Below are 25,285 nucleotides of genomic sequence, written 5' to 3' on the forward strand. Positions count from 1 at the left end.
TAAATGATTGTCTCTCAACCCGCACCTGTTGCAACAGCTGCCAAAAGAACCAGTGGCTTTTACGGAAAACTGCCAGCCCATGGTGACTTTATTGATCGTGGTCTGCCGGTGTCGTTCATCAACAGCTGGGACCAATGGTTGCAGCAATCGGTTTCGGCCAGCCGGGAGCAGTGCGGCGAAGCCTGGCTCAATATGTATCTGACCAGCCCAATCTGGCGTTTTGTTTTGACAGAAGGGGTGATCGATAGCAAAGCCTGGGCTGGCATTCTGGTTCCCAGTGTTGATCGGGTCGGGCGATATTTTCCGGTGACCATCGCTATTCCATTAGCTGGTGGCGAACAGCCAGCCAGCTTTCTGGCAGACAATGATGATTTGTTTGCTCACTGGGAACAGGTTGCTCTGCAGGCCTTGCAGGAAAGCCTGACTGCAGATGATGTGGCTGAGCGTATCGGCAAAGCCAGTGAGGCCATTCAGCCGGTTGTTCGAGCTGGTTTTACCCGCAACTCACTGATTCACGGTGTTGCCCAGCCAGCAGATCAGGGTAATGCCTGGGCTCGAATGGTAGATGCAGGGTTCAGCCTGCAGAGTGAGAGTTTCAGCCTTTGGAGTTGTGCCGGGTCGGCGAGTATGCCGCCAATGCTGCTGTTTAAAAAAGGTTTGCCTGAGCCCCGCAGCTTTGCCGCGATGCTTAACGGCCAGTGGCAGGCCAATGAGTGGGACAGCCCACTCTGAATATTGATGCCAACAGATAACGAATAAGAAACAAAAAAGAACAAGGGACTGACGTCGATATGCCATCACCACAAGTTATAGATGTCGAAAAAATACTGGAGCCTATCTCCGACGATACGCCCCAGGGTAGCGATATTCGGGAAGATCGTTCGCCGACATCGGACTACTACACCATTAAAGATGCCCGTAATACCGCCCGGGCAACAGAGCGCACCGGCTTGTTTGATGCGGATATCCGTGCCGAAGCACTGGCCCAATGGAAGCCGGTACTGGAGAAAGGCGAACAGATTCTAGGTAACACCAGCAAAGATCTGGAAATCGCAGGCTGGATGATAGAAGCCGCGGTCCGCCTGCATGGATTTGCAGGACTCCGCGATGGCCTGTCAGTTCTGCGTGGGCTGGTGGACAACTTTTGGGACGGACTGTACCCCGAACCTGACGAGGATGGTCTGGAAACCAAAGTGGCTCCTATCACTGGCCTGAATGGTGATGGCGCAGAAGGAACCTTGCTGGCACCGATTCGTAACTGCCCGATTACCGCAGAGGGTAACAAGGGCGAGTTTAGCTTCTTTGAATATCAGCAGGTGTATGACGCCAGCAAGATTCCTGAGGAAGAGAAGCGTGCCGAACGCTATGAGACGCTGGGTAACTCTCTGGATGATGTGCAACAGACCATTTCCACTACCGGTGACCAGTTTTATCTCGACCTGATTGAAGACCTGGAAACCTGTAACAGTGAATACAAAGCACTCAATGATGCTTTGTATGAGCACTGTTCTCACGACGCACCACCAAGCAGCCAGATCACGGCGCTACTGGATGAAGTGCTGCGCTCAGTACGCTTCCTGTGTCAGGACATTATTGAACGTGCTGAAGCCCAGAATGCTCCGGAAGAAGTTGCAGAACAGGAGTTCGAAGGAAATACGGAAGAAGCAGGGTTTGGTGGTGAACAAACAGTTACCAGAGCGGTGATTCAGGGCGGGGCAGGGATGATGGCCGGACCGATTGTTGATAGAGAGCAGGCGCTTAAACAGCTGGAAGAGGTCAGTAAATACTTCCGTACCTATGAGCCACATACTCCGATTGCAGACGGCATTGATCGTTTGGTGCGCTGGGGACGTATGACCGTCGCAGAACTGATGATGGAGCTGATGCCGGAAGAAACAGCGCGGGGCATTTTCAGCCAGCTGACCGGTGTAGCTATGGATGGCAGTTCTACAGCGCAGTATGTTCCGCCGCCCACACCTGTTGCCGCAGCAGCTCCTGCAAGTGCTGTGCAGGAAGAAAGTGAAGAGCCCGCAGCCGATGATGGCTGGGGACAACCATCCGAGCCAGCCACCGAAGATGTGGGCTGGTAAGACAAGAAGAAGTGAAGAGTTCGAGTAATAACAAACCTCAGTTTCGAGACTGAAGACAAACGACAGGGAGACGACAATGTCCGACAGCATTCACGACAAACTCAAGCGGGTGCGTAAGCCCCGCGTTCACATTACTTATGATGTGGAAACCAATGGCGCAGAAGTTGTTAAAGAGCTGCCATTTGTTGCCGGTGTGATGGGTGATTATTCCGGTGATAACACTAAAGCCAAAAAGTCTGTGAAAGAACGTAAGTTCGTTCAGATTGACCGGGACAACTTCAACCAGGTGATGGGCAAGATTAATCCCAAACTGGAAATGAAAGTTGAGAACACCCTGGCTGATGACGACAGCGAAATGTCTGTTGAGCTGGACTTCAACAACATGGATGACTTTGAGCCAGAGAGCATTGTTGATCAGGTTAAGCCTCTGAAAGAGCTGCTGGCTGCCCGTAACAAGCTGCGCGACCTGTTGAGTAAGGCTGACCGTTCTGAAGAGCTGGAAGAAGTTCTGGAATCCATTCTGAAAAACACCGACCAGATTGCCAAGGTTTCTGAAGACCTGGGTATCAAGACCGACGAAGGAGAAGACGCCTGATGAGTACTGAAACAGATACTGCGTTAGAAGAAGGCGTTGTTACATCGGAAGTGTCTACCAGCCTGCTGGATCAGGCTATTGGTGCAACCAAGCAGACTGAGCCAGATGAGGCTAAAGACCTGCTGGAGAACCTGACCAAGCAGGCTATGCAGGGCACGGTTTCCTGGGATCGCAACCTGACCAAGACCATTAACTCTGCGGTTGATGCGATTGATCGTGCGATTTCCAAGCAGCTGGCTGCGATCATGCATGCGGATAAGTTCCAGAAGCTGGAAGGTTCTTGGCGTGGTCTGAACCATATGGTGATGAACAGCGAAACCAGCACTAACCTGAAAATCCGTATGCTGAATATCAGCAAGCGTGAACTGTTCAAGGATCTGGATAAGGCGGTTGAATTTGACCAGAGCCAGATCTTCAAGAAGGTTTACGAGGAAGAGTTCGGTATTGCTGGTGGTGAACCCTATGCCTGCATGATTGGTGACTATGAGTTCTCCAACCATCCGGAAGATATTGATCTGCTGAGCATGATGTCTAACGTATCTGCCGCTGGTTTCTGCCCATTTGTGGCTGCGGCTGGCCCAGAGATGTTTGGCTTTGACGATTTTACCGAGCTGTCCAAGCCTCGTGACCTGGCCAAGATCTTTGAGTCTCAGGAATACATCAAATGGCGTAGCTTCCGCGACAGTGAAGATGCCCGTTTTGTAAACCTGGTTATGCCAAAGGCACTGTCCCGTCTGCCTTATGGTGCAGCTTCCAAGCCGGTTGAAGCCTTCAACTACGAAGAGTTCCCTCTGGATGAAAGCGGCATGGCGCTGGACGTTGCCCACGACAAGTACTCCTGGATGAATGCTGCTTATGTTATGGGTACAACCCTGACCAAGTCTTTCGCAGAAACAGGCTGGTGTACGGCCATTCGTGGTGCTGAAGGTGGCGGTAAAGTGGAAGGTCTGCCAAGCCATATCTTCAAGAGTGACGATGGCGACACTGACCAGAAGTGCCCAACCGAAATCGGTATTACCGACCGTCGTGAAGCAGAACTCAGCGGCCAGGGCTTCCTGCCACTGTGTCACTACAAGAATACTGATTACTCCGTCTTCTTCGGCGCGCAGACTGCCCAAAAGCCCAAGGTTTACGACAACCCTGATGCAACTGCGAACGCATCTATCTCTGCCCGTATGCCTTACATCATGGCCACGGCCCGTATCGCTCATTACCTCAAGGTTATGGCGCGGGACAAGATTGGTTCCTTTATGGAAGCCAAGGATGCTGAGATCTGGCTGAACAAGTGGATTGCCCAGTACACCAACGGTAACCCCGATGCATCTGCAGAGATGAAGGCCCGCTATCCGCTGGCTGCTGCTCGTGTAGAAGTGAAGGAAAACCCTGGTGCGCCAGGTTCCTACAGTGCCGTTGCTTACCTGCGCCCTTGGCTACAGATGGAAGAACTGACTACCTCCCTGCGGATGGTAGCCAATATTCCTTCTCCAAGCTGATGGTTTAGCAATTTGGCTTTCTGTTGTCTGTGTGAGCTGTTCACACAGGCAACAGAAGTATTTACTCACTTTATAGTTTTCAGCGTAAGGACACGGTTGTGCAGGATGATCTGATTTTGGGGCAGGAAGACAGCATGCGGGTTGATGTTGTTTTTAAAGCTGCTGCACCTGTTGATCAGGCTACTGCCTTACGTCAATTCCTTTATGAACCAGACGATGGTCGTGCACTGGCTCTCTGGTTTCAGCGTATAAGTCGGGGAGCTGTTGCTCACGACTCTATTTCAGATCTTAAAAATCACCTCAATGCTGAGATTGCTGCTATTGATCAGCAGATTAATGAGCAGGTAAACGAAATCCTTCATCATTCGAAATTTCAGCAGCTGGAAAGCAGCTGGCGCGGATTGTGGGGGCTGGTTGATCTGGCAGGCCACTTCAGTATGACGCAAGTACGTATGCTGGATATCAGCTGGCGTGAAGTGACTAAAGATATCGAGCGCTCTCCTGATGCTATGCAGAGCCGACTGTTTCGACTGATCTACAGCGAAGAGTTTGATATGGCGGGTGGCCAGCCCTATGGCGTGTTATTGGGGGATTATCAGGTTTCCCATAAACCTTACAGTGGCCATCCGTACGATGACGTTTATACCCTGCAAGGGCTTTCCCAGATCGCTGCCGCTTCTTTTGCTCCTTTTATCTGCAGTGCGGCTCCCCAGCTATTTGGTTTGGATGATTTTGAAAGTCTGGGGCATCCTCTTGATTACGACCAACTGTTTCAGCAGAAAGAATATCTGCGCTGGCGTTCTTTAAGAGAGAGTGATGACAGTCGTTTTCTGGCGATCACTTTACCCGGTTTTTTAATTCGCAAACCTTACCCGGAAAAATCTCAGGCTGGGCTGAATTTTATAGAAGACACCAGTAGCCCTGATGGTTCTGACTATTTATGGGGCAATGCCTGCTATGCCTTTGGTAGTGTTTTGATTCGTGAATTTGGTGAAGCTGGATGGTTTGCTCATATCCGCGGAGTGCCCAGAGATTATTATGGTGGTGGCTTGGTAACATCATGGCTGCCGCAGGATTACCCAACTGATAGTATGGATGTAGCAAACAAAATTCTTACACCGGTGCTGATGACAGACAGCGTAGAAAGGGAGTTGTCAGATCAAGGTCTGATGAGCCTTTGTCACTGTCACGATACTCCATTTGCTGCTTTTCATAGCTGCCCATCACTTCATAAAGCGAAAAAATTTAAAGATAAATCTGCCACCGCCAATGCTCGGATCAGTGCCATGTTGCAACAGGTGCTCTCAGCCTCCCGTTTTGCCCATTACATCAAAGTAATGATTCGGGACAAGGTAGGGCAATTTATCACCGCCAAAGACTGCGAACGTTTTCTGCAGGAGTGGCTGAATCAATATGTGTCCGGGCGAGATGACCTGAAATGGGAAATGCTGGCCCGTTATCCGTTACGGGGCGCAAGAGTAGATGTGCGGGAACAGCCCGGTTCAGCCGGTGCTTATTTCAGCACTATTTATTTGAGACCGCATTACAGCGCCGACCATCTGGTGTCGGAGTTGAGATTAACCACTGAGCTGGCAGGGATGAAGTAGCCCGCCATTTCAGATACAACAAGGAGTTAGTTATGAGTGCGCGTAGATTGCCAAACGGTTCAATTGAATACAATGGCGATATTTGGAAAGCTATCACAAGTGAGCGCCAGGGAATGCCTGTATACGCGAGGAATGCAGAGTATGCTGACTTCAAGCGTTTAGAGAAGCAATCAAAGAGTGACTACAACAGCCTGTATTTTCAGACACAGATAAATAGTCTGCATAATCGCCATGGGTGGGTCAGAAGCCAAGTAAGCAAATTTAAAGTGCAAGAACACTCTCTTGAACTAGAGGGTGGCTCTATAGCATACCACATTGATAATGGGCGAACTTTTATTACAGATATAAAAATTGATACAAGGCACCGTTTCAAGGGTAAAAGGTTGGCTGCTGGATTATACGATGTACAAGATCGAAATGGTGAGTGGTCAGTTGACCCTAAGAGAAAAAAAACAGCATCTTGTGATCATGTTGCTATCAACGGTTATTGTGATGATATAAACCATGCTGCAGCTATGATGCCCGCGTTTATTGAAAGAGGACATAAGCCAGAAACAACTCTCAGTTCCCTAAAATCCTCTGGTTATAATTTGTTTTACAATCCTAGTCATGATCATCTTGCCTCAGATATGAGGCAAGTTGCGGACTCAGTTGGTAAAGGAACTCAGGCAGCTGAAAAACTGAGTGCTTTCATGGTTCAGCAGGCTGACAAAGGGAAAGAGCTGAAGTGGACTGTCCACGAGAAAGGTCATGCACTGTTTAAGCGTGCTTTAAAGAATGTCACAGATGGACAACTAACCGCTGATATGAAGTCAAAGTTTGCGAAGCAGAGTGTCTTTTATGCCAATCCAACAATGAACTTGAGCGTTGTAGATAAATACCGTAAAAAATCTGGTATGCAGCTCGGACCCAACCCCCCACTTATAAATAATCTTAGCCTTGAGCAGACATGGCTTACTGGCAATTTTGCAAGCGAAACACATGTCTCCCTACGGCAGCTTAGAGAGCAGGGCGAAAATGGCAATCGAGGGGTTACTATGGGGCATATTGGGAATAATGTTATAAGCCGTATTGGTATGACTCTTCTTAGCTCTTATGCAATTCCAGAAGCGGTAACTGCTGGGACTGTTGGCTGGGGAGCGACTTGGTTGGGCATAGCTGCTTCAAACTCAAGTCGAGGAAATCAGAAGGTTCTAGAGGGTGCTGCAGATGTTTTAAATGATGTTATGTCGCGCCTAAAGAAAGCCAGCTAATTGATTGAGGTATACAGTTGCCATTATTTCACAGTATTGATAACCCTAAAATGCCGAACCTATCGAAAGGTTTGGCACGGGAGATCACTCTTTCAGGTACAAAGTTATGCTTCACGCTTCCTCGGTATTCGGCGTTATGGGGAGAACAGTCGGAATTTAAGGCTGAATACAACCTATATGATAAGAGCGAGTATATAAATAGGAAGGAAAGAACGGGTGAACTTCCATATATAAGTTGCTTTGATACAGCTTGGTCAGTTGGTGGTTTTCCTGTGTTGCAAAAGGAAGTGGGCAGAATTCATTTCTCGATTAATGTCGTAGAGTACCAGCCCGAAACAAGTGCCATGAATTTTCTGGAATTAGGTAGTCTAGTCGTTGAGAGTCAAGAGCGCACAGCGGGTAAAACATCAGGTTATTCACTTGGTCCAATCGAGACTTTCATTGACTGGAAAGAAATAACCATAAAGGGAAATCGGTGGGGGAATTTCGTTCAGAAGAAGCTTGATTGTGACTTTGGGCATAAAAGTTATACGGTGGTCTGGTTTACACCTGTATCTTCAAACCATGTCCTTTTTGTCTACTTTCCTTGTAGTGAAAATGTTCCAAAAGCCAATTTGTATCCCTTCTATAACGATTTTATTGTAAATGTGATGAATGGCTTTGAAGTAAAGCATTCAGAAGATGGGTTACAAGCGATGCAAAGTGCAGAGAGTCATTGGCCTGAACAAAAGCTTGACCAGAGACCTCCAGTTGTTTGGAGGCCTGATTATGAGTTTAACGAAGAGTAGTTTGGACTGCTTCTTCAGAGTCTACTGTTTGATATCGCCCAAACGTTATGTACAACAAAAACGAAAAAAAACTAATGGCTCCAGTGCTGGACCGTTTGCTCCAGCACGAAAGCAATGTAAGAGCCAATCATCTTCAATTACGGCAACTGCGGGAAAGCGTGCGCCGGGATCTTGAACACCTGATGAACACACGCTTTCGTTGTGTGTCTCCTGCGGATGAGTTTCAGGAAGTTAAGAAAGGATTGCCAAATTACGGTTTACCGGATCTTTCTACGATTAATCTGAACTCTTCAGAAGCTCTGAATCAGTTTTGTCGCCAGGTTGAAGAAACGATTCGCCATTATGAGCCCCGTATTAAATCTGTACGGGTGGAGAGTAAGCAGGGTGTTGATCCGGAAGATCCAACCATCCGTTTTCGGATGGAAGCTGTTTTGCACGCCAATCCTGCGCAGGAGCTTTTGATTTTTGATTCGGCTCTGGACCCGGTAACCCAGTCGGTTGATGTTCTGGAAATGCGGTAACGCTGCCAGCGTAGCCCTTATACGTAACAGGGAATAATAACAATGAGTGAAAAGCTGCTACCGCTGTACGAAAAGGAACTGGCATTTATTCAGCAGTCTGCTGGTGAGTTTGCCCGCCGTCATCCTTCCGTGGCCAGCTCACTGCAACTGGATGCGGATACCGTGGGCGACCCTCTGGTGTCTCAACTGCTGTCCGGTTTTGCTTACCTGAATGCTCGTATTCAGCAGAAGCTGGATGATGAGTTTCCGGAAATGACGGAAGCAATGCTGGAAACTTTATATCCGCATTACCTTCGTCCAATTCCTTCCATGACCGTGGTGCAGTTTGAACCGGAAGAGCTGCTTGATGCACCTGCAACCGTACCTGCCGGAACAATGCTTGATACTGAACAAGTGTCTGGTGCCGGGTGTCGTTTTACTACCCGCTATGATGCAACCGTTCCCGCCATATCTGTCAATAATGCCAGCCTGATGCCTCGTCCGTTTGTTGCGCCTGCTTCCAACAAAATCACTGATGCCAATGCCGTTCTTAAACTGGAGTTTGGCACGCTGGCAGAAGAGGCAGCTATTGGCGATGTAGTAAGTGAAACAACGCGCTTTTTCCTGCGTGGTCAGCCACAGCATGTTTACCCGCTTTATGATTTGCTGCTGACAAAAGCTGTGAAGCTTGTTGTTGCCCGAGGTGAAGATGATCCACACCCTCAGTTCCTGGATATTGATGCTATTCGAGCGGTTGGTTTTGAAGAAGATGAGGGCATTATTCCCTACCCCGATAATGCATTTTTGGGGTACCGCTTACTGACGGAGTATTTTGTTTTTCCAGAAAAGTTTTTGTTTATTGATATTGATGGCTTAAACAAACCGCTGGCTGGCAATGAATCCCAGGGTTTTCATCTCTATATCTATCTTGAGGAAGGTAGTGAGGAATTAGAGCACCAGTTGTCTGCCAAAATGTTTGCCCTTGGCTGTGCCCCTGCCGTAAACCTTTTCCCGCAGCGAGCGGAACCGGTAACCCTTGATCATACCCGTTATGAGTATCCGGTTATTGGTGATATACGCCGCCGTGATGAACTGGAAGTCTGGTCTGTTGAAAAAGTCACTTGTAGCGACAGTTCAGGAAAGATTCGGGAGTTCACACCTTTCTACAGTTATCAGCATCACCAGGCTGAAGCCGGTCAAACAGCCTTCTGGATGACTCGTCGTCGTGAAACAGTGGAAGGTGAGCACTTTAACGAGCAGGCCAGTGAAGTGGATATTCGGCTGGTGGATCTGGAATTTAATCCTTATCTCAGTGGCAACAGTGTTCTGCATCTTGATACCCAGTGCACGAACAGGAACTATCCTAAAAAGTTGCCAACGGGGGGCGGTCAGCCTCGGTTCGGAATAGTGGATGGCGATGCTCCTACAGAACGAATTAGTTGTGTGGTTCCACCAACCGCTGTGGTACGTGCTCCTTTGAAAGATGGCGCTTACTGGCGTTTGATCTCACATTTGAATCTGAACTTCCTGTCTTTAAGTCGTGGCACGGATTCCTGTGAAGCCTTTAAAGAGATTATGCGACTTTATAATTTCAAGGATTCAGCAAGTACACGAAACTTGATTGAATCTTTGAGGGATATGGATACCCGAACCATTACCGCACCAATACCCATTGATAATACGGTGGTGCTTTGTCGGGGAACGGAGGTTGAACTGGAGCTGGACTCCATGATGCTGACCGGAACCAGCCCCTTGTTGTTCAGTTCTGTCATTGAACGCTTTTTAGGGGTGTACTGTAGCATTAACTCGTTTGTGCGGCTGATTGTGCGGTTGAGTGGCAAAGACGGTGAGTTTAAACGCTGGCCGCCACGTGCCGGTGAAAAGGCTTTGTTGTGAGTGCGCTTTACAGGATCATGTTATGAAACAGGCAAAGCCTCTCAACAGTAAGAATTCAGTAGTTAACAAACTGCGCACCAAACCGCAGAAGTTTGATTTTTTTCAGGCTGTGCGCCTGCTTGAGGCAGTCAGTCAGACAGAGAGAGCCAAGGAAGAAAAGTTTGCCGATCAGCCTGTTGCTGAATTGGCACCACCTCACAGAGAGCTGGTGAGGTTTGTTGCCTCTCAGAGTTTGTCGTTTTCAGCTTCCGATATTTCCCGGTTAAAAATTCAGGAGCAGGAAGAGGTCGTTGATCCCGACAGTCGCCACCAATGGCTGATGGAAGTGACCTTTATGGGGCTGACCGGCAGTCAGGGTGTTCTTCCCCAGCCTATGACTGAGACTGTGCTGAAAGAGTTGAAGGCTAAAAATCGAGGACTAAGAGATTTTCTCGATATCTTTCATCACCGAACCCTCTCCCTGTTTTATCGTGCCTGGCAGAAGTACCAATTACCGGTTCATTTTGAGCGCCAGAAGCGTCTTGAGGCAGATGCCCTTGAGCCCAGCACAGATAATGATATTTACAGCCTGGCGATGAAATCTCTGGTTGGCCTTGGTACCAACCATGTACAGAATCGCATGAAACTGCCTGATGATGTGGCCGCAGGATTAGGCGGCTTGCTGGGGCGTAATGTTCGCTCTGCCAGTGCCTTGAAAAGTGCCATTCTGCATCATTTTGGCCTGAAGGCTGATATAGAGCAGTTTATTGGTGAGTGGTACCAGATACCTGAGGATCTGCGCACGCAGCTTCCCGGAGATGTGAATCGCAATCGGGGTGTCAATAATATCCTGGGGCAGAATGCAGTACTGGGTGATGAAAGCTGGCAGATTCAAAGCCGGTTTCGTGTTGTATTAGAGCCGATGAGTTATAAGCTCTATATGACATTTTTGCCTGGTACCCGCCGGCTTGAAGCTATCCGCTCTCTTGTTCGCCTGGTGGCTGGTACGGAGCTGGATTTTGAAATCCATGTCAGAGTTAAAGAGCGAGAGTTACCACCACTGCAACTTGACCAAAGGCCGGATTATTATCCTATGCTGGGTTTTAATAGTCGGCTTGAAAATGATGGAAACGAGGAACGATTGATTACTGTTTCTGTGCCCGGCTAAGGAAAGACTCTATGGGATACAGGGATTGTTATGATAAAAGCAGTGTTGATTGCCTCGGCCCTATATTTAGTGGCTGGTTTCAGTTATGGGGCCAGCAAGATCAATAAAGAACTGGCACAATGTCAGAAGTGGAAAGATAAGATTGAAGAGTACACCGAGCTGAGAAAGCGAGGTGGTAAAGCCAAAGAGATGGATAAGTGGTATAGAGCCAGGGAAGATCTTCAGGAAAAGTTTTCTGATAATGACTGTAAGCGCTGGCGACGCAAACTTAAGTAAATGCATACTTGATCTGGCAGCTGTTTTTCAAAAACAATTGTCAGATCAAGTACTCTTCTCGGATATCAGGCGGGAATTGCAGCATTAATTTGCACAGTGTCATGTTGAAGAACTCTGTGGACTACCTGGTCTCTGATCGCTAACGCAAAAACATCAATCTGGTTTCTATTAACAATGGCCAGTACTGCTCCGGTGCAGTATTTCATCAAAAGTTCATCTGGAATAGCTCCCTGGCTGTTCCAGCGATAAATACGAGTGCCGCCACGTTTTGTGAAGTAGTCGGTTGGGTCTGCCAGTTTTTTACTCGCCCGAGATGCGTGAACAGCGTGAATGTAATTTAAAGGGCCGCGGTACAAATGAAACTCGCAGCCACCAAAGCCATCAGAATAAATAAAACTGGGAGCACCAATACTGCCGCAGCAGGCAAAGTTGTCATCGTATTCAATTTTAATGGCGTTTGCAGTTGTATCATTGGATTTAGCACCAGTCATCGTGATGATGTTGTCTCCAATAACGGCTTTAGCCATACGGAAATTATCATATACACCATACGCGGCAGGTTTTTTCGGAACCGACTCACACATGGTGCTCGACATCTGGTTATTAAAGAAGGCAACCTTACCTCCACCTTCGAGAATGCCTCGTACGGTTTCTACGTTTATAGACATGTCGGCTGCTCCCAGCGATTAATCGGCGTGTTATTAGTGTTGTCAGGAAATTGTAATAATTATTATGTTTTCCATTTAAGCTAATAATAAATTTCTTCTCAGAAGTTACAACCATTTGTAGTGTGTGGTTAATATTTGAAAAATTGGAATTGTCACATATATACCCCTACAAGCGTCTTCTGCCTGCTGGTATGCTTGAGCGCAACAAAGAAGTGAAAAACCTGCGAGAAGCAGAAAAGAATAAAACAGGGAAGAGAGAAATATGATCAACCTGAATCTAAAAGCTCTAGTCGACAAAATGTCGCCCACATTGCGGGATGCGCTTGAAGGAGCTGCAGGGCTTTGTCTGGCTCATAATCAATACAATGTTGAACTTGAGCACTGGTTTTTAAAACTCCTCGACCGCAGTGATACCGATTTCTACAGCTTGCTTGAACTCCACGAAATCAATCCTTCAACTCTGGCTAAACAATTAGCTGAATCAATTGCCAAATTTAAAAGTGGCAGCAGTCGCCCTGCGGCTCTGTCTCCATCCATTGTTGAAGCTTCAAAGAATGCGTGGATGATTGCCTCTGTTGATTGTGGCCACAATCAAATCACATCAGGACATTTGCTGGCTGCGATTCTTTTGGATGACCAGCTTCGTCGCCAATTGTTAGAAGGCTGTTCTGCATTAAGGGAGTTAGCTCCTGAGTCTGTTCGAGAAACAGCACGTGCTCGTGTAGGAACAACCGCTGAGTCTGCAGCAACTACTTCGGTTGCTGAATCTGGAGAGTCTCAGCCGGCGGCAAAAGCTACCAAGACCCCTTCTCTTGATAAATATACTGTAAACCTCACAGAGCGTGCCGCTAACGGTGAAATTGATCCGGTACTTGGCCGTGATGAAGAGATTCGCCAGTGTATTGATATTCTGCTGCGTCGCCGCCAGAACAACCCAATTCTTACTGGTGAGGCTGGTGTTGGTAAAACGGCTGTTGTTGAAGGCTTTGCTTTGCGTATTGCCAGTGACGATGTGCCAGACCCGCTGAAAGGTGTTGTTGTTCGAACCCTGGATCTTGGTTTGCTGCAGGCTGGCGCAAGTGTTAAGGGTGAATTTGAAAACCGCCTTAAGTCGGTGATTGAAGAAGTGAAGGCATCCCCAACGCCAATCATTATGTTTATTGATGAAGCCCACACCATGATTGGTGCTGGGGGTAAGGAAGGGCAGGGGGATGCGGCGAACCTGCTCAAACCAGCTCTGGCCCGTGGGGAAATGCGCACCATTGCAGCAACAACCTGGGCAGAATATAAAAAATACTTTGAACGCGATCCCGCACTGACCCGTCGCTTTCAGGTAGTGAAAGTGGAAGAGCCTGATGAAGAGAAAGCCATCAATATGATGCGCGGTATTTCTGCATCACTTCAGTCTCACCATAAGGTTCGTATTCTTGATGAAGCCATCGAAGCTTCTGTAAAGCTATCCCACCGCTATATTCCTGGTCGTCAGTTGCCGGATAAATCTGTCAGCCTGCTGGATACGGCCTGTGCTCGCGTAGCTCTGAGTCTTTCTTCCACCCCAGGTGCAATTGAAGATACTCAGCGTCGCATTCAAACTGCTGAAACTACGCTGGCAATGCTAGAGCGTGAACATGCTGCCGATGAAGGCCATGGTGAACGACTGATAACTCTTAATGAAGAAAAGGCAGAAGCCGAGCAATTACTGGAATCTTTGCAATCCCAGTGGCAAAGAGAGCAGGAGCTGATTGGCCAGATTCGAGATATTCGCGAAAAAATTGATGCCAGTTTCCTTCAGGATGCTGCGTCTGAAGAATCGGCTGAAAGTGAAGAAGGCGCTGCTGATGGCCAGTCTGAGTTGCCATTTAAAGATCAGCTGCCAGAACTTCGTGAGCAGCTGCAGTCATTAACCAGTGAACTGCAGGATATTCAGGGTGAGCAGCCATTGATGCAGGCCTGTGTTGATCAACAGGCTGTTGCGGAAGTTGTCGCTAACTGGACAGGTATTCCCGTTGGCAAAATGGTCAGCGATGAAATTAATGCCATCCGTGAGCTGGCAGACCGCATGAAGCGTCGGGTTATTGGTCAGGACCATGCCTTGGAAGCTGTTGCTCAGGCTGTTCAAACCTCACGTGCCGGCCTGACGGACCCTCGCAAACCTGTTGGTGTGTTCCTGTTTGTGGGAACCAGTGGTGTTGGTAAAACAGAAACAGCATTGACACTTGCAGATGAGCTGTATGGTGGTGAGCAGAATCTGACCGTTATTAATATGTCTGAGTTTAAGGAAGAGCATAAGGTTTCCATGCTGCTCGGTTCTCCTCCCGGATATGTGGGCTATGGCGAAGGTGGTGTTCTGACTGAGGCTGCCCGCCGTAAGCCACACTCCATTATTCTTCTTGATGAAATGGAGAAGGCTCACCCCGGGGTACAGGATATTTTCTACAGCTTGTTCGATAAGGGCACCATAAAAGATGGTGAAGGTCGAGATATCGATTTTAAGAATTGCGTGATCATCATGACCTCAAATGCTGGGGAAGATGCCATTCGTGCAATTATGAGTCAGGTGGAAGAAAAGCCTGAACCTGAAGTATTGCTGGATAATATCCGCCCGCAGCTGTTGAAGCACTTTAAGCCAGCATTCCTCGGCCGTACCAATCTTATTTCTTATTATCCGCTGGATGATGAGAACCTGATGAAGATCTGTGCGATTAATATGCGACGGATAGAGAAGCGGGTGAAGGAGCATTACGGTGCCAGCTTCTCTTATGATGACGATGTACTGCTTCATATTGTGGCTCGCTGCCAGGAGTCCGATACCGGAGCGCGTAACATCGAGAATATTCTGACCCGCTCACTGCTGCCAGAACTGGCAGGGGCTTGCCTGGCCCGTATGGCGGAAGATCAACCGGTTAATAAGGTACATATTGAAGCTTCTGAAGATGGAGCTTTTGAGTACCAGCTGGATTAACGGTCTGAGGCTGACTGGATGAGTCAATCAATAATTGGTCAGCAGGGTCGGCAATGTAAGTACTGCAAGCAGCCGCTTGCAGTACACATTCCGGCAACACGGGACTTCTGTGGTGATATCGCCTGTAGAGCTTCCAGCCAGAAAGATCTGATTGCTGTTCAGGATAAGAAGCGCGAAGAAGATGAAGCGGCTTGTCGTGCCGAAGTCCGCAAGCTTGTTCTTGAGCAGGCGTCCAAGGGTGGGTTTGACCCTGATGAGCTGGCTGTTTCGCAGCTACCTTTCAATCCTTATGATGTTGTGCCTGTTAGCGATGAGGCAAAACAGGCATTAACTGATCATCTGCAGAATATTCTGGACACTCTGGAAGACTACAAAACTGAAGATGTGTATCGGGAACCTTTGATTGCTCCAGTTGTTCCTCACCTTGGGGACCAACTCGTAACGGGGTGCGCAACATGTCGTGGTTACTGCTGTCTACAGGGGCGAGAGCATCATGCCTTTCTCCAGCGCGTTACTCTTAAAAGGGCGCTGGAAGAGCAAAAGGTTTCGAAAGAACAGCTGTTGAGTATGTACCTTGAACAGATTCCGGAACAATCTGTCGAGAAAGGGTGCCTCTATCAGGCTGATGATGGCTGCCAGCTGGCGCCGCCGTTACGCTCTGATATCTGTCAGGATTTTTATTGTGAAGATATGATCGATATGATGAATCGCCATTCGCGCTCACGGCCTGAAAGGCATTTGATTATTGCGACAGATAAAAACCAAGTGAAAAACGTAAGCCTTATATCTGGCAATAAGTCAAACATAATTGATATCGATGATGATCTATCGTTCTAGGCTTTTCAAAAAGCGTTAAGCCCTCAATGGAGGGCTAGTGCTGGCATACGATATTTGCCATCTTCTCTCTGCTCAGGGTAAACGCCTTTTTCTATAACAAACGACCTCGGGTCTGCGCCTTCAATGGGGTGACCAGTCCAATAGACTGCATTGGTATCTTTGCTATAGCGTTCATCTTCTTTAAATAAGGAAAAGCTAACGGGGTCTGCACCGGGAATTTCTATATTTCCATAATAAATACGACCTTTTGACTCTAGATACCAGGCATCAGGTTTCTTGCTCACTGTTTTGTAGTCCTCAATAGAAGATGCTTGTAAGTGGCCTTGTACGTGGTGATAAATTTTATTTTTGTAGATGAAGTAGGCTTCTGTGATCCACTTTAGTTTTTTTCGTTTGATGAAAGTAATTCTATTCTCAGAGAGCTTTACTTCCTGAAAGCTATAGCCCCCGTATCTTGAAACATCAGAAACAGTAAACCACATGGGATTTAACCCCTCTATGAGGGTACCGCCAATATAGACATGTTTATCATCTATCCAATAGTGGTCATCAATTTTTTTTGCAGTTTCTGGGTTACCAAATGGCAGTGGGGAGCCTTGGTAGTAAACTTTGTTACGATCTTTTTGGTTCCAGGAGTTTATTGTTTCAAATGTTTCTGCGTTTGCCTCAGGAATTATTCCATCTTCATTAAATACATGTTGGCTGTCTTTGAAAAATCCATTATCGAGCATCACAAAACCTTCACTTTGAGCTTCAGGGACCAATTTGCCTCGTCGATAGATTTTTCCCTCAATGGATAGATAGGAAGCTTCCCATTGTGAGTCTAAAAACTGGAATGTACTGCTGGTGTTAGCAATAACTTCGTCGTAATAGAAAAAGAAGCTCTCATCTTTGCCATAACCTCCGCCAATGGCCTCAAATGATGAAGGAGTAGCGCGGGCTAGAATTTTGCCCCCAAAGAAAACAGAGCCTTTATCTACTGCAAAAATGCTTTCCGAGTTTTGAACAGACTTTGCTTCAAAAGTAAGTGCGTCAGCATCGCTAATTATCTCACCATTGTAGTAGGCATGGTTTTGATCTTTAGCGTAATAGCGAGATAGTACTTGGAAAGACTTAATGTCTGCAGAAGGTAATTTCTGTTTTCCTAGCTCAAAGAAATTACCTCCACTGACAAAATAAACTGAGGTGTCATCAAAGTAGTATTGCTTGCTGATTTCTTTGTTGAAAGCCGTCACACCATTCGTAGAGGGTGAATTCGCAAGTGTGAACAGTATCATTCCCGTTAAAACTGGTAATGACAGGATAACTAAAGCAATGAGTAACCACTTCATATGTTTTTTTTCTAAGCATTTTTGAGGGACAATGTTGTCATCGTAACGCTCTTAATTTGATGACAACACAGCGCAGCTACTATGAGTAATTATGTGGTTTGGGTGATAAAGTCCACAGCCTTTTGCACAAGACCACGGATATGGTTTGACATGGATTGCAGAACATAACGAATAATCTGCAGTGTCAGGCTTACACCTTCCTTAATCACAATGCCCAGTGATTTGGCCATTTTCACTATCAGTCTGACCACCCAGTTAGATACGGTTTCAGCAGCTTTTAATCCACGGTGCAAAATATACGCTAACTGATCCAGCAGGGTTGTTGCTGTGCCAAAAACAGTCTGAATGGTTATGCCAACGGCTTTCAACACTTTGCGAATCACATAACCAATTGCCCAGCTGAACAAGCGGATAGAGTTTGCAGTCAGGCTGACAAAGCTATCGGAAGATAACCATTTTTCTATGGCGGAGTCTTCCATTTTTTCCCGGTAAAGTGACTCGAGAGTTCCCCAGTCTTTGGTGCCAATAGTGTTAATGTATTGCACCATTTTGTGGTACTCGGGGCTTATATAATGTCCTGGACTGGGGAGCGTGTAGGAGTCGTCTTCCTGAAGATGGATGAAAGGCCAGATAGGCACCATCGGAACCGGGTCAGTCTTGTGGTACGCACGGTAAATGCCCCCACTCGAAGGGTTATTTTCAAAGTGGTTAACGTAAGGGAACATGCCCACACGAGGACATCCAAATGTATATAGATTTACCTGTGCGCCACGATTGGTTTGCATAGCCCATTCTGCTGCCAGAGTAGCCAACGCTCCACCAAGACTATGACCGATACAATGCACTGTGCTGATAGGTGTACGCTGCTGGGCGAAAAAGTGCTCCAGCTGCGGTTGGATCGTTTTAAAGGTTTTATTGAAACCCAAATGTACAGTGTGGCCGCTGTTGGAACGTGAAAAGCCTGCGTTCAAATCCGTCAGAACATCATAGCCTGAGGCTGTACCTCGAAGAATAATAAAGGCATCTCGCGCATAAGAGCCTTTACCCTGCGAAACAATACCAAAGCCGGATGTTTTATTGATGATTAAACCACCGGATTTACCCTGGAGTTTGCTCTCTATTCCCAGGTCAAAATATTGTTTGTTTCGATCAAGGGCGAGTTCCAGATCCATGTTGGTAGAAGGATCTAAATTGTCGCTCTTAACCAGATAAACATCCGATGCCATCTGGCTGGCAGCACGTGCAGGCAGGGTGGACATAACGAGTTCCTTTTCAATTATTCCATGTACATCGTGTTTTTATGAGAGTGGCGCCAAATTCTTTAAGTTCTTCCTGATCGTTAAGTTCGCAACTTAAAACGCCAGGGGCACCACCAAATTCGTTGTTTTCTTCTTCTGAGCGTTTAATGGCATAAAACACTCTGTGTTTTTCTCCATTAACCTCAACCTGCAAAAGTGTTTTGGCGACAAATTCCAATGGCAGTACGCTCCGGGTGACGGAGCGCATATAAACAGCGGGAAGCTCGAAAGCACCATTCTGGTCAGTTGTTGCTGAATCCTGTTTGTCGCCAACATTATCCCATTCAACCTTTCGGGTGATTTGGGCATTTTTTACAGGGGCACCATCTTGAGTAAGAGTGACTTTTAATTCAGAGGCAACGCAGGCTTTTCCTGCATCCAAAATCGACATAGCTACTCCTGATGGTGAAAGCATGAATAATGAAACAAAACAAAACAGCCGGAAAAAACGATAGCCTTGCATAACTAACCTATAAGCACAGTTGGTGCGCCAGCAACCACTTTGCCACCATGGGCTGTACTGTCGCCCAGTCGTGCTGCAGGCTTGCCGCAGATCATCACCGTGCCACTGCCTGAAGCAATGCTATCTGGAGGGCCAACACAAACGCAGGTGCTGCCCACTGTTGCTGAAGGAAGGTTGCAGATAAGCACAGTTGGACCGCCGGGTACTACAACTGGGCCGCCAACATGGGGAACCGGACCGGGGTTTGTCGCAGGGCATACATGCATATCAGTGATGCGTGATGCTGGCATTCCCATAACTTCTCTCCCTGAAATATTTAATCTTTGTTATCAGGCTGTCGCCGGACTTGGTTCTGCTGTATCAAGTGCTGCCAGAACGTCCTCGTGAATCATGCCTTTGCCACCACAGGCTAAATCCAGCCCCTGGCTGAGAAAACGCTGGTAACGCTCGTTAATCTCTTCTTCAGACTCAGCAACAGCCGCCAGGCCAATTGCCCCAGAAACCGCGTGAGCATAAAGGTAGGGTGGAGCCGGCATAGGTGGAGCGTCTTCATCGGCAATGCTTCCAATACTCCAGAACGCTGCCGTTGCCGCCCAGCTGTCAGGTGTTTTGTGTTTTCCCAAAGCTGCCAGCTTTTCAGCCTGCTTGCGTAATTCTTCTGTTGGGTTGCGTACCCAGCTTTCGGTGACTTTCAGTGTTTGCAGACGTAGTTGTTCCGTGTCTGGAGTATGGGTAGAACGGGTAGCCAGACATGCCCACCAAATGCCTTCACGCTTTGGCAGGGCGTGGGCAAGAAACCGTACACATTCAAGAAATTGGTTTTGTTCAATGAGCACGCGGATAAAATCTTCCGGTGTCATTTCCGGGGCCAGTAAAGATTCCAGCTCTTCATCCAGCTCATAACGGCTGGTTACTTGGGAAGCCCTGTTGGCATTGAGTTTTACAAGATTGCTCATAATCAGGCCTGCTTACTATTTGAGCTCAAGGCTGTTTATTCTCAGCGCAAGTCTGCTTAGTTAATTTTCACCAGTGCGCCTTTGACATTGGTCATGGCTCCACCTTTCACATCCATAGTCAGGCCAGCTTCAACCTTGGTGGACATGGATGACTTCGATTTAATATCCGTTGCTTTAACGGAAATACCGCTGGGGGTCATCTTGATAACCGAGCTGCCGACTTTCAGGGTGATACTGGTTTTTGATTCGATGGTTATGGCGCCCTGAACCGTTGTTGTCTGGGTTCCTTTGGAAACCTTTTTGGTTTCATTACCTTTAGAAACGGTAATGTCCCGGTTATTGGTGACGGTGATGGTTTGGTCGTTTTCTACGGTTTCGGTGTTGTCGTTGTGAACCAGAACGTTCCAGTCTTTGCCCGCTTCAAAATAGATTTCTTCTGAGCCTTTCTTGTCATCCAGGCGCATTTCGTTGAACTTACTGCCTTCCCACTGGCTCTTCCAGCCGCTTTGGGTTTTGGAATACCCGGGGCCTTTATTGTCACTGTTGTAGAGCGCGCCAGTGACCACTGGGCGATCTGGATCACCATTGAAGTATTCAACAACCACTTCCTGATCCACACGGGGAACAAAGTTCGCTCCCCAGTCTGCACCGGCATAAGATTGAACAACACGAATCCAGCAGCTGTCCTGCTTACTTTTCCAGGGGAACTGCACTTTTACCTGGGTGTGGGCATCTACCGAGCCTTGCTCACCAGCGGCCTGTACATCAATTACTTTGGCTGTGTGTGGTGTATGAATCAGGCGGCGGTATTCATCGGGTGAGGGTGGAGCAAAAATATCAGACGGCTGACAGGTAAAGTGGTTGATATAAAACGTATCCTGATCATTACTGTCCTGTACGTAATGAGATATCTGTGAAACCAGGTATTTGCCTTTTTCACTGGGAATGGTGTGGTCGAGGTCAAACTGTCCGCCAGCATAGAGTTCACAACATGAACTGCGGCCATTGGCCGTATCAAAAGCCCCTTCGTGGCTGAGCATCATATTGCGGGCTTTCTGTTTGGTATTCTTCTCTGTCAGCTTGGTGTGGTTATCTGTCTTTTTTTCAAAGTGAAAGCGGCCATAGTATTCCCGCAGAGGCTTTTCACCGGTTAACGCTTTTGTAGTGGTGGATTCTTTGATCTCTTTTTTCATCCACTCGGATGCGGAAAATGGCTGGTAATCGCGATATTCCACTTTGGCTGTGTGATAGCTGTAATTTCTCTGCCAGTGGCTGACACTGTTCTCCAGAGGGTTGCTGCCGGAGCCAATATAAGGGACTGGTTTTTGCAGTGCAGCTTGATAAGCGCTGGGCTTATCAGCAATACAGAATTTGTGAGAACCTTTGGTATGTTCGAAATGAAAACACACACCTTCTTCAGCTAACAGACGACAAATAAAGTTGAAATCACTTTCTTCAAACTGGGTGCAGTAACGGCGTTTGAAATAGCTGCCCGCGAGGTTCTTGCTGAATGATACTGAGCTGTAGTCGCCCAATACTTCCTGAATAATTTGTGAAAAATCTTTATTTTCAAAAATACGGTTTTGTCCGCCCAGTGTGGTAAACCAAAGGGCGGGGACAATGCTTGCCTGATACAGGCGCTTCTCACCATCCTGGGTATCCATGGCGACAAAGCGATTGATATGACCATGAATATAACGGGGATTATCCGGAGAGTTGTGAATAGCCAGGGTAGCTGGCTTGCCCAGAATTTTTTCTGGCTGAATGTTGTCGTCTTCTGAAAGCAGGCTGAGGTGAAATGAAAAAAGCTGAGAAATGGCTTCTTCACCTTCAAGCTCACGAACAACGAACGCGTCTTTACCAAGAGGAGTTTCAATGGTGACGAGACGTTTGTCTTGAGTCAGAGATGACATGTGGCAGAACTTCCGTGTGTAAGCATTGGAAACAAAAGCACGCAGAACCGACCCAAAGCCTGTACTGCGTGTCTGTCTTTGAACCTGAAATCGCAGGTTCGTTCAGTATGTGGGGAGGCTCTGGAAGAACCTCCGCAATACTGGTCAGCAGGTTGCGACTTATAAAGGCTCTGCAGTAGTGAGGTCGTAACCAACCTTGGCGTTCTGCTTGTTCTTGTGAGTTTTGTCTGCGTGGCTCAGGTCGCCAATGATCTTGGCAAAGCTCAGAGAGATAGTCTCAGTTGGTGCACCACCGGCAGAGGCGCCAACGCTGTAAGAAGATACAATGCAGTCTTCCAGAGTGTACTGAGCATACTTCTGTACAGACTTGGCACCAGTCTGAACGATATCGATCAGAACAGTTACACCTTCAGAACCAGTTACGGATTCTTTGAACAGGCCACCGGAAGCAGCGTCCATAGCCTTGGTCACAGACACTTCACTCAGTGAAGGACGGCTGGCTTCACGGTTAGACATTGCACCAGCTTCCATAGTGATGCTACGACCAACACCAAAGGAGAAGGAATCAACTTCAATCCAGCCTTCGTAGCCTTTAGCGGTTACGTTGCCTTCAGGTTTTTTACTGTTGAAATTCATGTAAACAGCCATGAGTGAAGTCCTCTTTCGTATTTATTGGATGGCTTGGGAGTATTCAACATGTGAACATTTGTTAAGTGTTCACAGTTGACTTGGAGGAAATATAAACAGAGCTTTGAAGGAATGAGAAGAGTGGATTCAGGATTTAAAACCCACTCTGACACTATTTTTTTTCTACATGTTTTTTTTTAAAAATTATTATGGAAGCTTCTTTAAAAGAAGCTCTCTAGCGTGCGGGTTTCTTATATGAGTTTGATTTTTGATTTGCTTCGACTCTGACACGACTTTATGAAGACTATTTTAGGTGCAGTCTTCAACAACTTTCTTCTTTCGAGGTCGTCCACGCTTTAATGGTCTGACTCGGTGATTAGCAATTTCTTCAATCTTGTCTTTAAAAGTATCACCACCAAGTATCTGCCCCATGTTGACTGTTTCGGCAATGAAATCAATCAACCTGCGGTCAAACCTGTAACGGAAGGATTCGCTGTAGGCATCACATCGTTCATTACGATTTTTTCCAAGGGCTTTAAATAGTTTATGATCCTGAATCAGCCAGTCTGTTTTTTCACCACAGTGATGGTGATAACTGGACCATGGATAATCTTCCAGGTTTTCCACCAAACCCAAATGAAGTGGCCGGAGTTCTACATAGCGGTAACAGGTGAGCAGGTAGTTTTCAGAATCAATCAGGCTGGATTTATAGCGTCCTTCCCATAAGGTACCTGAGCGTTTATAACGGTGGTTCACATACTGAACATAGCGTCTGCCTAGGGACTGCATCATTGATGAGATGCCCTTATCAATGCGAGGGGTTGCAATGATCTGGATAGAGTTTGGCAGCAAGATATAAGCGTGAATTTCTACCTGATACTGGTCTGATGCCGCCCGTAAGCTGTTGAGATAGAACTCGTAGTCTTCAGCATCAAAAAAACAGGGCAGACGATTATGCCCTGTCTGAACGATATGTTGGGGAATACCAACGATATTAATTCGTGACAACCGACCCATGACTTCCCACAAATCCTTTTGGTTAGTCTTTTTGAATTATTCATATTATGGGAGGTAATCATACGTAATTGCCGCAGGGGAAGGCAATTGCAAGCCTGACAAAAAAGCCCGAAATGAGAACTCCGGGCTTTTTTGTCAGGGCTGGTTTTTACAGAAGACCAGCTTCTTCCGCTTCAGCTTTCCACTTAGGCAGAATGTTCTTCTTGAACTCTGCCTTTTCGCTGTTCAGCTTGTCCATATCCAGACCGATAAAGGCCTGGGCTTTGGCTTTGCTGGACAGATCAGGCATAACAACTGGATCAGTAATGCCGTGCTTGGCCAGAACCCGAGACAGTTCTACACGTGCTTCACCGGCTTTCTCAAGAGCGCTACCCAGAAGACGCAGAACTTCTTCAGGTGCGTGGAAGGAAGCACCGTGGGAAGCGATGGAGTAATCCCAGCGCCATTGAGCGTGACGAATCAGAGTCAGAGCGTTTTGCATCTCTTCTTCTTTCGCACCAGCATCCCATGCTGCTTTGGCTTCGATGTGAGCACGAACAATGGCGTCTTCAGCTTTGATCTTGATCTCTTCAACCTGCTCCTGACGGGCGTAGGTTACGTCCAGCAAGTACTGCTCATCCTGGGAGTGGCAAGACTTACAGGTCGCCTGCATGTCGCGAAGTGGGCTAACTACACGGTGATCGGTAAAGGTAATACCTTTGTCGCTGCGCTTAGGCATATGGCAGTCGGCGCAGGCAACATTGTTACGACCATGAACGCCTTTCTGCCAGATCTCCCAGCCAGGGTGCTGGGCCTTCAACATTGGCGCCTTGGAGAGTTTATGAGTCCAGTCTTTGAAGTTGAGTTCATCGTAGTACTTCTCAATGTTCTCGCCTTCAACCCCTTTGGCCCAAGGGAAGACAACTTCTTTGTTTTTGCCTGAGAAATAGTATTCCGCGTGGCACTGGGCGCAAACTGCGGACTTCTTGTCCTGAGTAGACATCTTCGCCATATCTTTACCCATGGTTTTCAGGGCATCTTCCATAAATGGACGACCAGGCTTGAGAGGCATGTCTTCTTTTGTGGTGTCGTGACAGTCGATACAACCGATTGGGTTAGCAATCTCCGGCCCTTTAGTGATCCACTTGCCAGTGAAGAACTCTTCGCGGGTCTGTTCGTTCAGCAGACGGGTGACATCTGTACTCTTACAGGTCCAGCAGGCGTTTGGCATTGGGCCATCAGTTGGTTCTTTAGGCGCACCAGTACGCAGAGTGTTATGCATGTCGGTGATGGCATACATGTGTCCACGTGGAGCGTTGTAGTCTTTGGAGAATCCGTAGCCTGCCCAGAGCACAACCAGGCGAGGATCTTTCTCAAGCATATCTTCCATCTTGTTACCAAGATGTTTGCTCTTGAAGTCCATCTCTTTAGTGCTTTCCCAGGATGAGTGCTGGCGGGGGAAACCTTCTTTGTAGGAGGCGTTTTTCGCATCACCAAGTTCACCCGCGCTGGCCATACCACTAGCCAGTATTCCGGTGGTAAAGAGCGCAGCAAGCACTCCTGTGGCTAATGTCCGTATTCCAGGCATA

Annotated in this window: 23 protein-coding genes; 13 read left to right on the plus strand and 10 right to left on the minus strand. The window is 47.4% G+C overall.

Annotation, left to right across the window (positions count from 1 at the left end; genetic code table 11):
- Nucleotides 1–3: 3 nt before the first annotated feature.
- The 11 genes from tagF (at nt 4) to ACY2RR_RS18525 (ending at nt 11,645) form a co-directional block, all read left to right on the plus strand.
- The gene (tagF, locus tag ACY2RR_RS18475; protein WP_490109651.1) at nt 4–732 is read left to right on the plus strand and encodes a type VI secretion system-associated protein TagF; all 729 of its coding nucleotides are present in this window, start codon (nt 4–6) and stop codon (nt 730–732) included.
- Between the two features lie 59 nt (nt 733–791).
- Entirely contained in the window at nt 792–2,090 is a 1,299-nt protein-coding gene (gene tssA, locus ACY2RR_RS18480) for a type VI secretion system protein TssA (protein WP_490109652.1), read from the plus strand.
- A gap of 76 nt (nt 2,091–2,166) precedes the next feature.
- On the plus strand, nt 2,167–2,685 hold the full coding sequence (gene tssB / locus ACY2RR_RS18485; RefSeq protein WP_490109653.1) for a type VI secretion system contractile sheath small subunit: 519 nt from the start codon (nt 2,167–2,169) through the stop codon (nt 2,683–2,685).
- Complete coding sequence (gene tssC / locus ACY2RR_RS18490) at nt 2,685–4,178, plus strand: type VI secretion system contractile sheath large subunit (RefSeq protein ID WP_490109654.1); 1,494 nt, start codon at nt 2,685–2,687, stop codon at nt 4,176–4,178. Before tssB ends, tssC (ACY2RR_RS18490) begins: the two co-directional genes overlap by 1 nt.
- A 98-nt stretch (nt 4,179–4,276) precedes the next feature.
- Complete coding sequence (tssC, locus tag ACY2RR_RS18495; RefSeq protein WP_490109655.1) at nt 4,277–5,785, plus strand: type VI secretion system contractile sheath large subunit; 1,509 nt, start codon at nt 4,277–4,279, stop codon at nt 5,783–5,785.
- Nucleotides 5,786–5,817: 32 nt separating this feature from the next.
- The gene (locus ACY2RR_RS18500) at nt 5,818–7,038 is read left to right on the plus strand and encodes a hypothetical protein (RefSeq protein ID WP_490109656.1); all 1,221 of its coding nucleotides are present in this window, start codon (nt 5,818–5,820) and stop codon (nt 7,036–7,038) included.
- Nucleotides 7,039–7,055: 17 nt separating this feature from the next.
- Complete coding sequence (locus tag ACY2RR_RS18505) at nt 7,056–7,826, plus strand: hypothetical protein (protein ID WP_490109657.1); 771 nt, start codon at nt 7,056–7,058, stop codon at nt 7,824–7,826.
- 74 nt (nt 7,827–7,900) lie between these two features.
- Nucleotides 7,901–8,347, plus strand: coding sequence for a type VI secretion system baseplate subunit TssE (tssE, locus tag ACY2RR_RS18510; RefSeq protein WP_490109658.1), 447 nt, complete (start codon nt 7,901–7,903; stop codon nt 8,345–8,347).
- 42 nt (nt 8,348–8,389) lie between these two features.
- Nucleotides 8,390–10,222: a type VI secretion system baseplate subunit TssF gene (tssF, locus tag ACY2RR_RS18515; protein WP_490109659.1), complete on the plus strand. Its 1,833-nt coding sequence runs from the start codon at nt 8,390–8,392 to the stop codon at nt 10,220–10,222.
- Between the two features lie 22 nt (nt 10,223–10,244).
- Nucleotides 10,245–11,369, plus strand: a complete 1,125-nt coding sequence (gene tssG / locus ACY2RR_RS18520; protein ID WP_490109660.1) for a type VI secretion system baseplate subunit TssG — start codon at nt 10,245–10,247, stop codon at nt 11,367–11,369.
- 30 nt (nt 11,370–11,399) lie between these two features.
- Complete coding sequence (locus ACY2RR_RS18525) at nt 11,400–11,645, plus strand: hypothetical protein (protein ID WP_490109661.1); 246 nt, start codon at nt 11,400–11,402, stop codon at nt 11,643–11,645.
- 65 nt (nt 11,646–11,710) lie between these two features.
- Here ACY2RR_RS18525 and ACY2RR_RS18530 read toward each other — a convergent pair whose 3' ends face one another.
- Nucleotides 11,711–12,313: a hypothetical protein gene (locus ACY2RR_RS18530; RefSeq protein WP_490109662.1), complete on the minus strand. Its 603-nt coding sequence runs from the start codon at nt 12,311–12,313 to the stop codon at nt 11,711–11,713.
- Between the two features lie 262 nt (nt 12,314–12,575).
- On the opposite strand from ACY2RR_RS18530, the gene tssH reads away from it, so the two are divergent.
- Both tssH and ACY2RR_RS18540 read left to right on the plus strand, forming a co-directional pair.
- Nucleotides 12,576–15,275, plus strand: coding sequence for a type VI secretion system ATPase TssH (tssH, locus tag ACY2RR_RS18535; RefSeq protein WP_490109663.1), 2,700 nt, complete (start codon nt 12,576–12,578; stop codon nt 15,273–15,275).
- A gap of 18 nt (nt 15,276–15,293) precedes the next feature.
- Complete coding sequence (locus tag ACY2RR_RS18540; RefSeq protein WP_490109664.1) at nt 15,294–16,112, plus strand: hypothetical protein; 819 nt, start codon at nt 15,294–15,296, stop codon at nt 16,110–16,112.
- A gap of 23 nt (nt 16,113–16,135) precedes the next feature.
- Here the strand turns inward: ACY2RR_RS18540 and ACY2RR_RS18545 are convergent, their stop codons facing one another.
- The 9 genes from ACY2RR_RS18545 to nrfA form a co-directional block, all read right to left on the minus strand.
- Nucleotides 16,136–17,443 (minus strand): DKNYY domain-containing protein, encoded by a 1,308-nt coding sequence (locus ACY2RR_RS18545; RefSeq protein WP_490109665.1) that lies wholly within the window; start codon nt 17,441–17,443, stop codon nt 16,136–16,138.
- A gap of 89 nt (nt 17,444–17,532) precedes the next feature.
- Nucleotides 17,533–18,702 carry a lipase family protein gene (locus tag ACY2RR_RS18550; RefSeq protein WP_490109666.1) on the minus strand — a complete coding sequence of 390 codons (1,170 nt, stop codon included), beginning with the start codon at nt 18,700–18,702 and terminating at the stop codon, nt 17,533–17,535.
- A 13-nt stretch (nt 18,703–18,715) separates the two neighbouring features.
- The gene (locus ACY2RR_RS18555; RefSeq protein ID WP_490109667.1) at nt 18,716–19,132 is read right to left on the minus strand and encodes a DUF6795 domain-containing protein; all 417 of its coding nucleotides are present in this window, start codon (nt 19,130–19,132) and stop codon (nt 18,716–18,718) included.
- Between the two features lie 74 nt (nt 19,133–19,206).
- Entirely contained in the window at nt 19,207–19,500 is a 294-nt protein-coding gene (locus tag ACY2RR_RS18560) for a PAAR domain-containing protein (protein WP_490109668.1), read from the minus strand.
- A 33-nt stretch (nt 19,501–19,533) separates the two neighbouring features.
- On the minus strand, nt 19,534–20,160 hold the full coding sequence (locus tag ACY2RR_RS18565; protein WP_490109669.1) for a DUF6931 family protein: 627 nt from the start codon (nt 20,158–20,160) through the stop codon (nt 19,534–19,536).
- 56 nt (nt 20,161–20,216) lie between these two features.
- The gene (locus tag ACY2RR_RS18570) at nt 20,217–22,073 is read right to left on the minus strand and encodes a type VI secretion system Vgr family protein (RefSeq protein WP_490109670.1); all 1,857 of its coding nucleotides are present in this window, start codon (nt 22,071–22,073) and stop codon (nt 20,217–20,219) included.
- A gap of 159 nt (nt 22,074–22,232) precedes the next feature.
- Nucleotides 22,233–22,721 (minus strand): Hcp family type VI secretion system effector, encoded by a 489-nt coding sequence (locus ACY2RR_RS18575; RefSeq protein ID WP_490109671.1) that lies wholly within the window; start codon nt 22,719–22,721, stop codon nt 22,233–22,235.
- Between the two features lie 288 nt (nt 22,722–23,009).
- A complete protein-coding gene (locus tag ACY2RR_RS18580) occupies nt 23,010–23,717 on the minus strand; it encodes a transposase (RefSeq protein ID WP_490109672.1) in 708 nt (235 codons plus the stop codon).
- Between the two features lie 148 nt (nt 23,718–23,865).
- The gene (gene nrfA, locus ACY2RR_RS18585; RefSeq protein ID WP_490109673.1) at nt 23,866–25,284 is read right to left on the minus strand and encodes an ammonia-forming cytochrome c nitrite reductase; all 1,419 of its coding nucleotides are present in this window, start codon (nt 25,282–25,284) and stop codon (nt 23,866–23,868) included.
- Nucleotide 25,285 lies beyond the last annotated feature (1 nt).

It is taken from the genome of Parendozoicomonas sp. 2304DJ65-17 (assembly GCF_058148445.1).

Bases quoted from the DNA above. Each gene is read 5' to 3' on its own strand.
- tagF (WP_490109651.1), top strand. From the start codon at position 4: ATGATTGTCTCTCAACCCGCACCTGTTGCAACAGCTGCCAAAAGAACC.
- tssA (WP_490109652.1), top strand. From the start codon at position 792: ATGCCATCACCACAAGTTATAGATGTCGAAAAAATACTGGAGCCTATC.
- tssB (WP_490109653.1), top strand. From the start codon at position 2,167: ATGTCCGACAGCATTCACGACAAACTCAAGCGGGTGCGTAAGCCCCGC.
- tssC (WP_490109654.1), top strand. From the start codon at position 2,685: ATGAGTACTGAAACAGATACTGCGTTAGAAGAAGGCGTTGTTACATCG.
- ACY2RR_RS18500 (WP_490109656.1), top strand. From the start codon at position 5,818: ATGAGTGCGCGTAGATTGCCAAACGGTTCAATTGAATACAATGGCGAT.
- tssE (WP_490109658.1), top strand. From the start codon at position 7,901: ATGGCTCCAGTGCTGGACCGTTTGCTCCAGCACGAAAGCAATGTAAGA.
- tssF (WP_490109659.1), top strand. From the start codon at position 8,390: ATGAGTGAAAAGCTGCTACCGCTGTACGAAAAGGAACTGGCATTTATT.
- tssG (WP_490109660.1), top strand. From the start codon at position 10,245: ATGAAACAGGCAAAGCCTCTCAACAGTAAGAATTCAGTAGTTAACAAA.
- ACY2RR_RS18525 (WP_490109661.1), top strand. From the start codon at position 11,400: ATGATAAAAGCAGTGTTGATTGCCTCGGCCCTATATTTAGTGGCTGGT.
- ACY2RR_RS18530 (WP_490109662.1), bottom strand. From the start codon at position 12,313: ATGTCTATAAACGTAGAAACCGTACGAGGCATTCTCGAAGGTGGAGGT.
- tssH (WP_490109663.1), top strand. From the start codon at position 12,576: ATGATCAACCTGAATCTAAAAGCTCTAGTCGACAAAATGTCGCCCACA.
- ACY2RR_RS18540 (WP_490109664.1), top strand. From the start codon at position 15,294: ATGAGTCAATCAATAATTGGTCAGCAGGGTCGGCAATGTAAGTACTGC.
- ACY2RR_RS18545 (WP_490109665.1), bottom strand. From the start codon at position 17,443: ATGAAGTGGTTACTCATTGCTTTAGTTATCCTGTCATTACCAGTTTTA.
- ACY2RR_RS18550 (WP_490109666.1), bottom strand. From the start codon at position 18,702: ATGTCCACCCTGCCTGCACGTGCTGCCAGCCAGATGGCATCGGATGTT.
- ACY2RR_RS18555 (WP_490109667.1), bottom strand. From the start codon at position 19,132: ATGTCGATTTTGGATGCAGGAAAAGCCTGCGTTGCCTCTGAATTAAAA.
- ACY2RR_RS18560 (WP_490109668.1), bottom strand. From the start codon at position 19,500: ATGGGAATGCCAGCATCACGCATCACTGATATGCATGTATGCCCTGCG.
- ACY2RR_RS18565 (WP_490109669.1), bottom strand. From the start codon at position 20,160: ATGAGCAATCTTGTAAAACTCAATGCCAACAGGGCTTCCCAAGTAACC.
- ACY2RR_RS18570 (WP_490109670.1), bottom strand. From the start codon at position 22,073: ATGTCATCTCTGACTCAAGACAAACGTCTCGTCACCATTGAAACTCCT.
- ACY2RR_RS18575 (WP_490109671.1), bottom strand. From the start codon at position 22,721: ATGGCTGTTTACATGAATTTCAACAGTAAAAAACCTGAAGGCAACGTA.
- ACY2RR_RS18580 (WP_490109672.1), bottom strand. From the start codon at position 23,717: ATGGGTCGGTTGTCACGAATTAATATCGTTGGTATTCCCCAACATATC.
- nrfA (WP_490109673.1), bottom strand. From the start codon at position 25,284: ATGCCTGGAATACGGACATTAGCCACAGGAGTGCTTGCTGCGCTCTTT.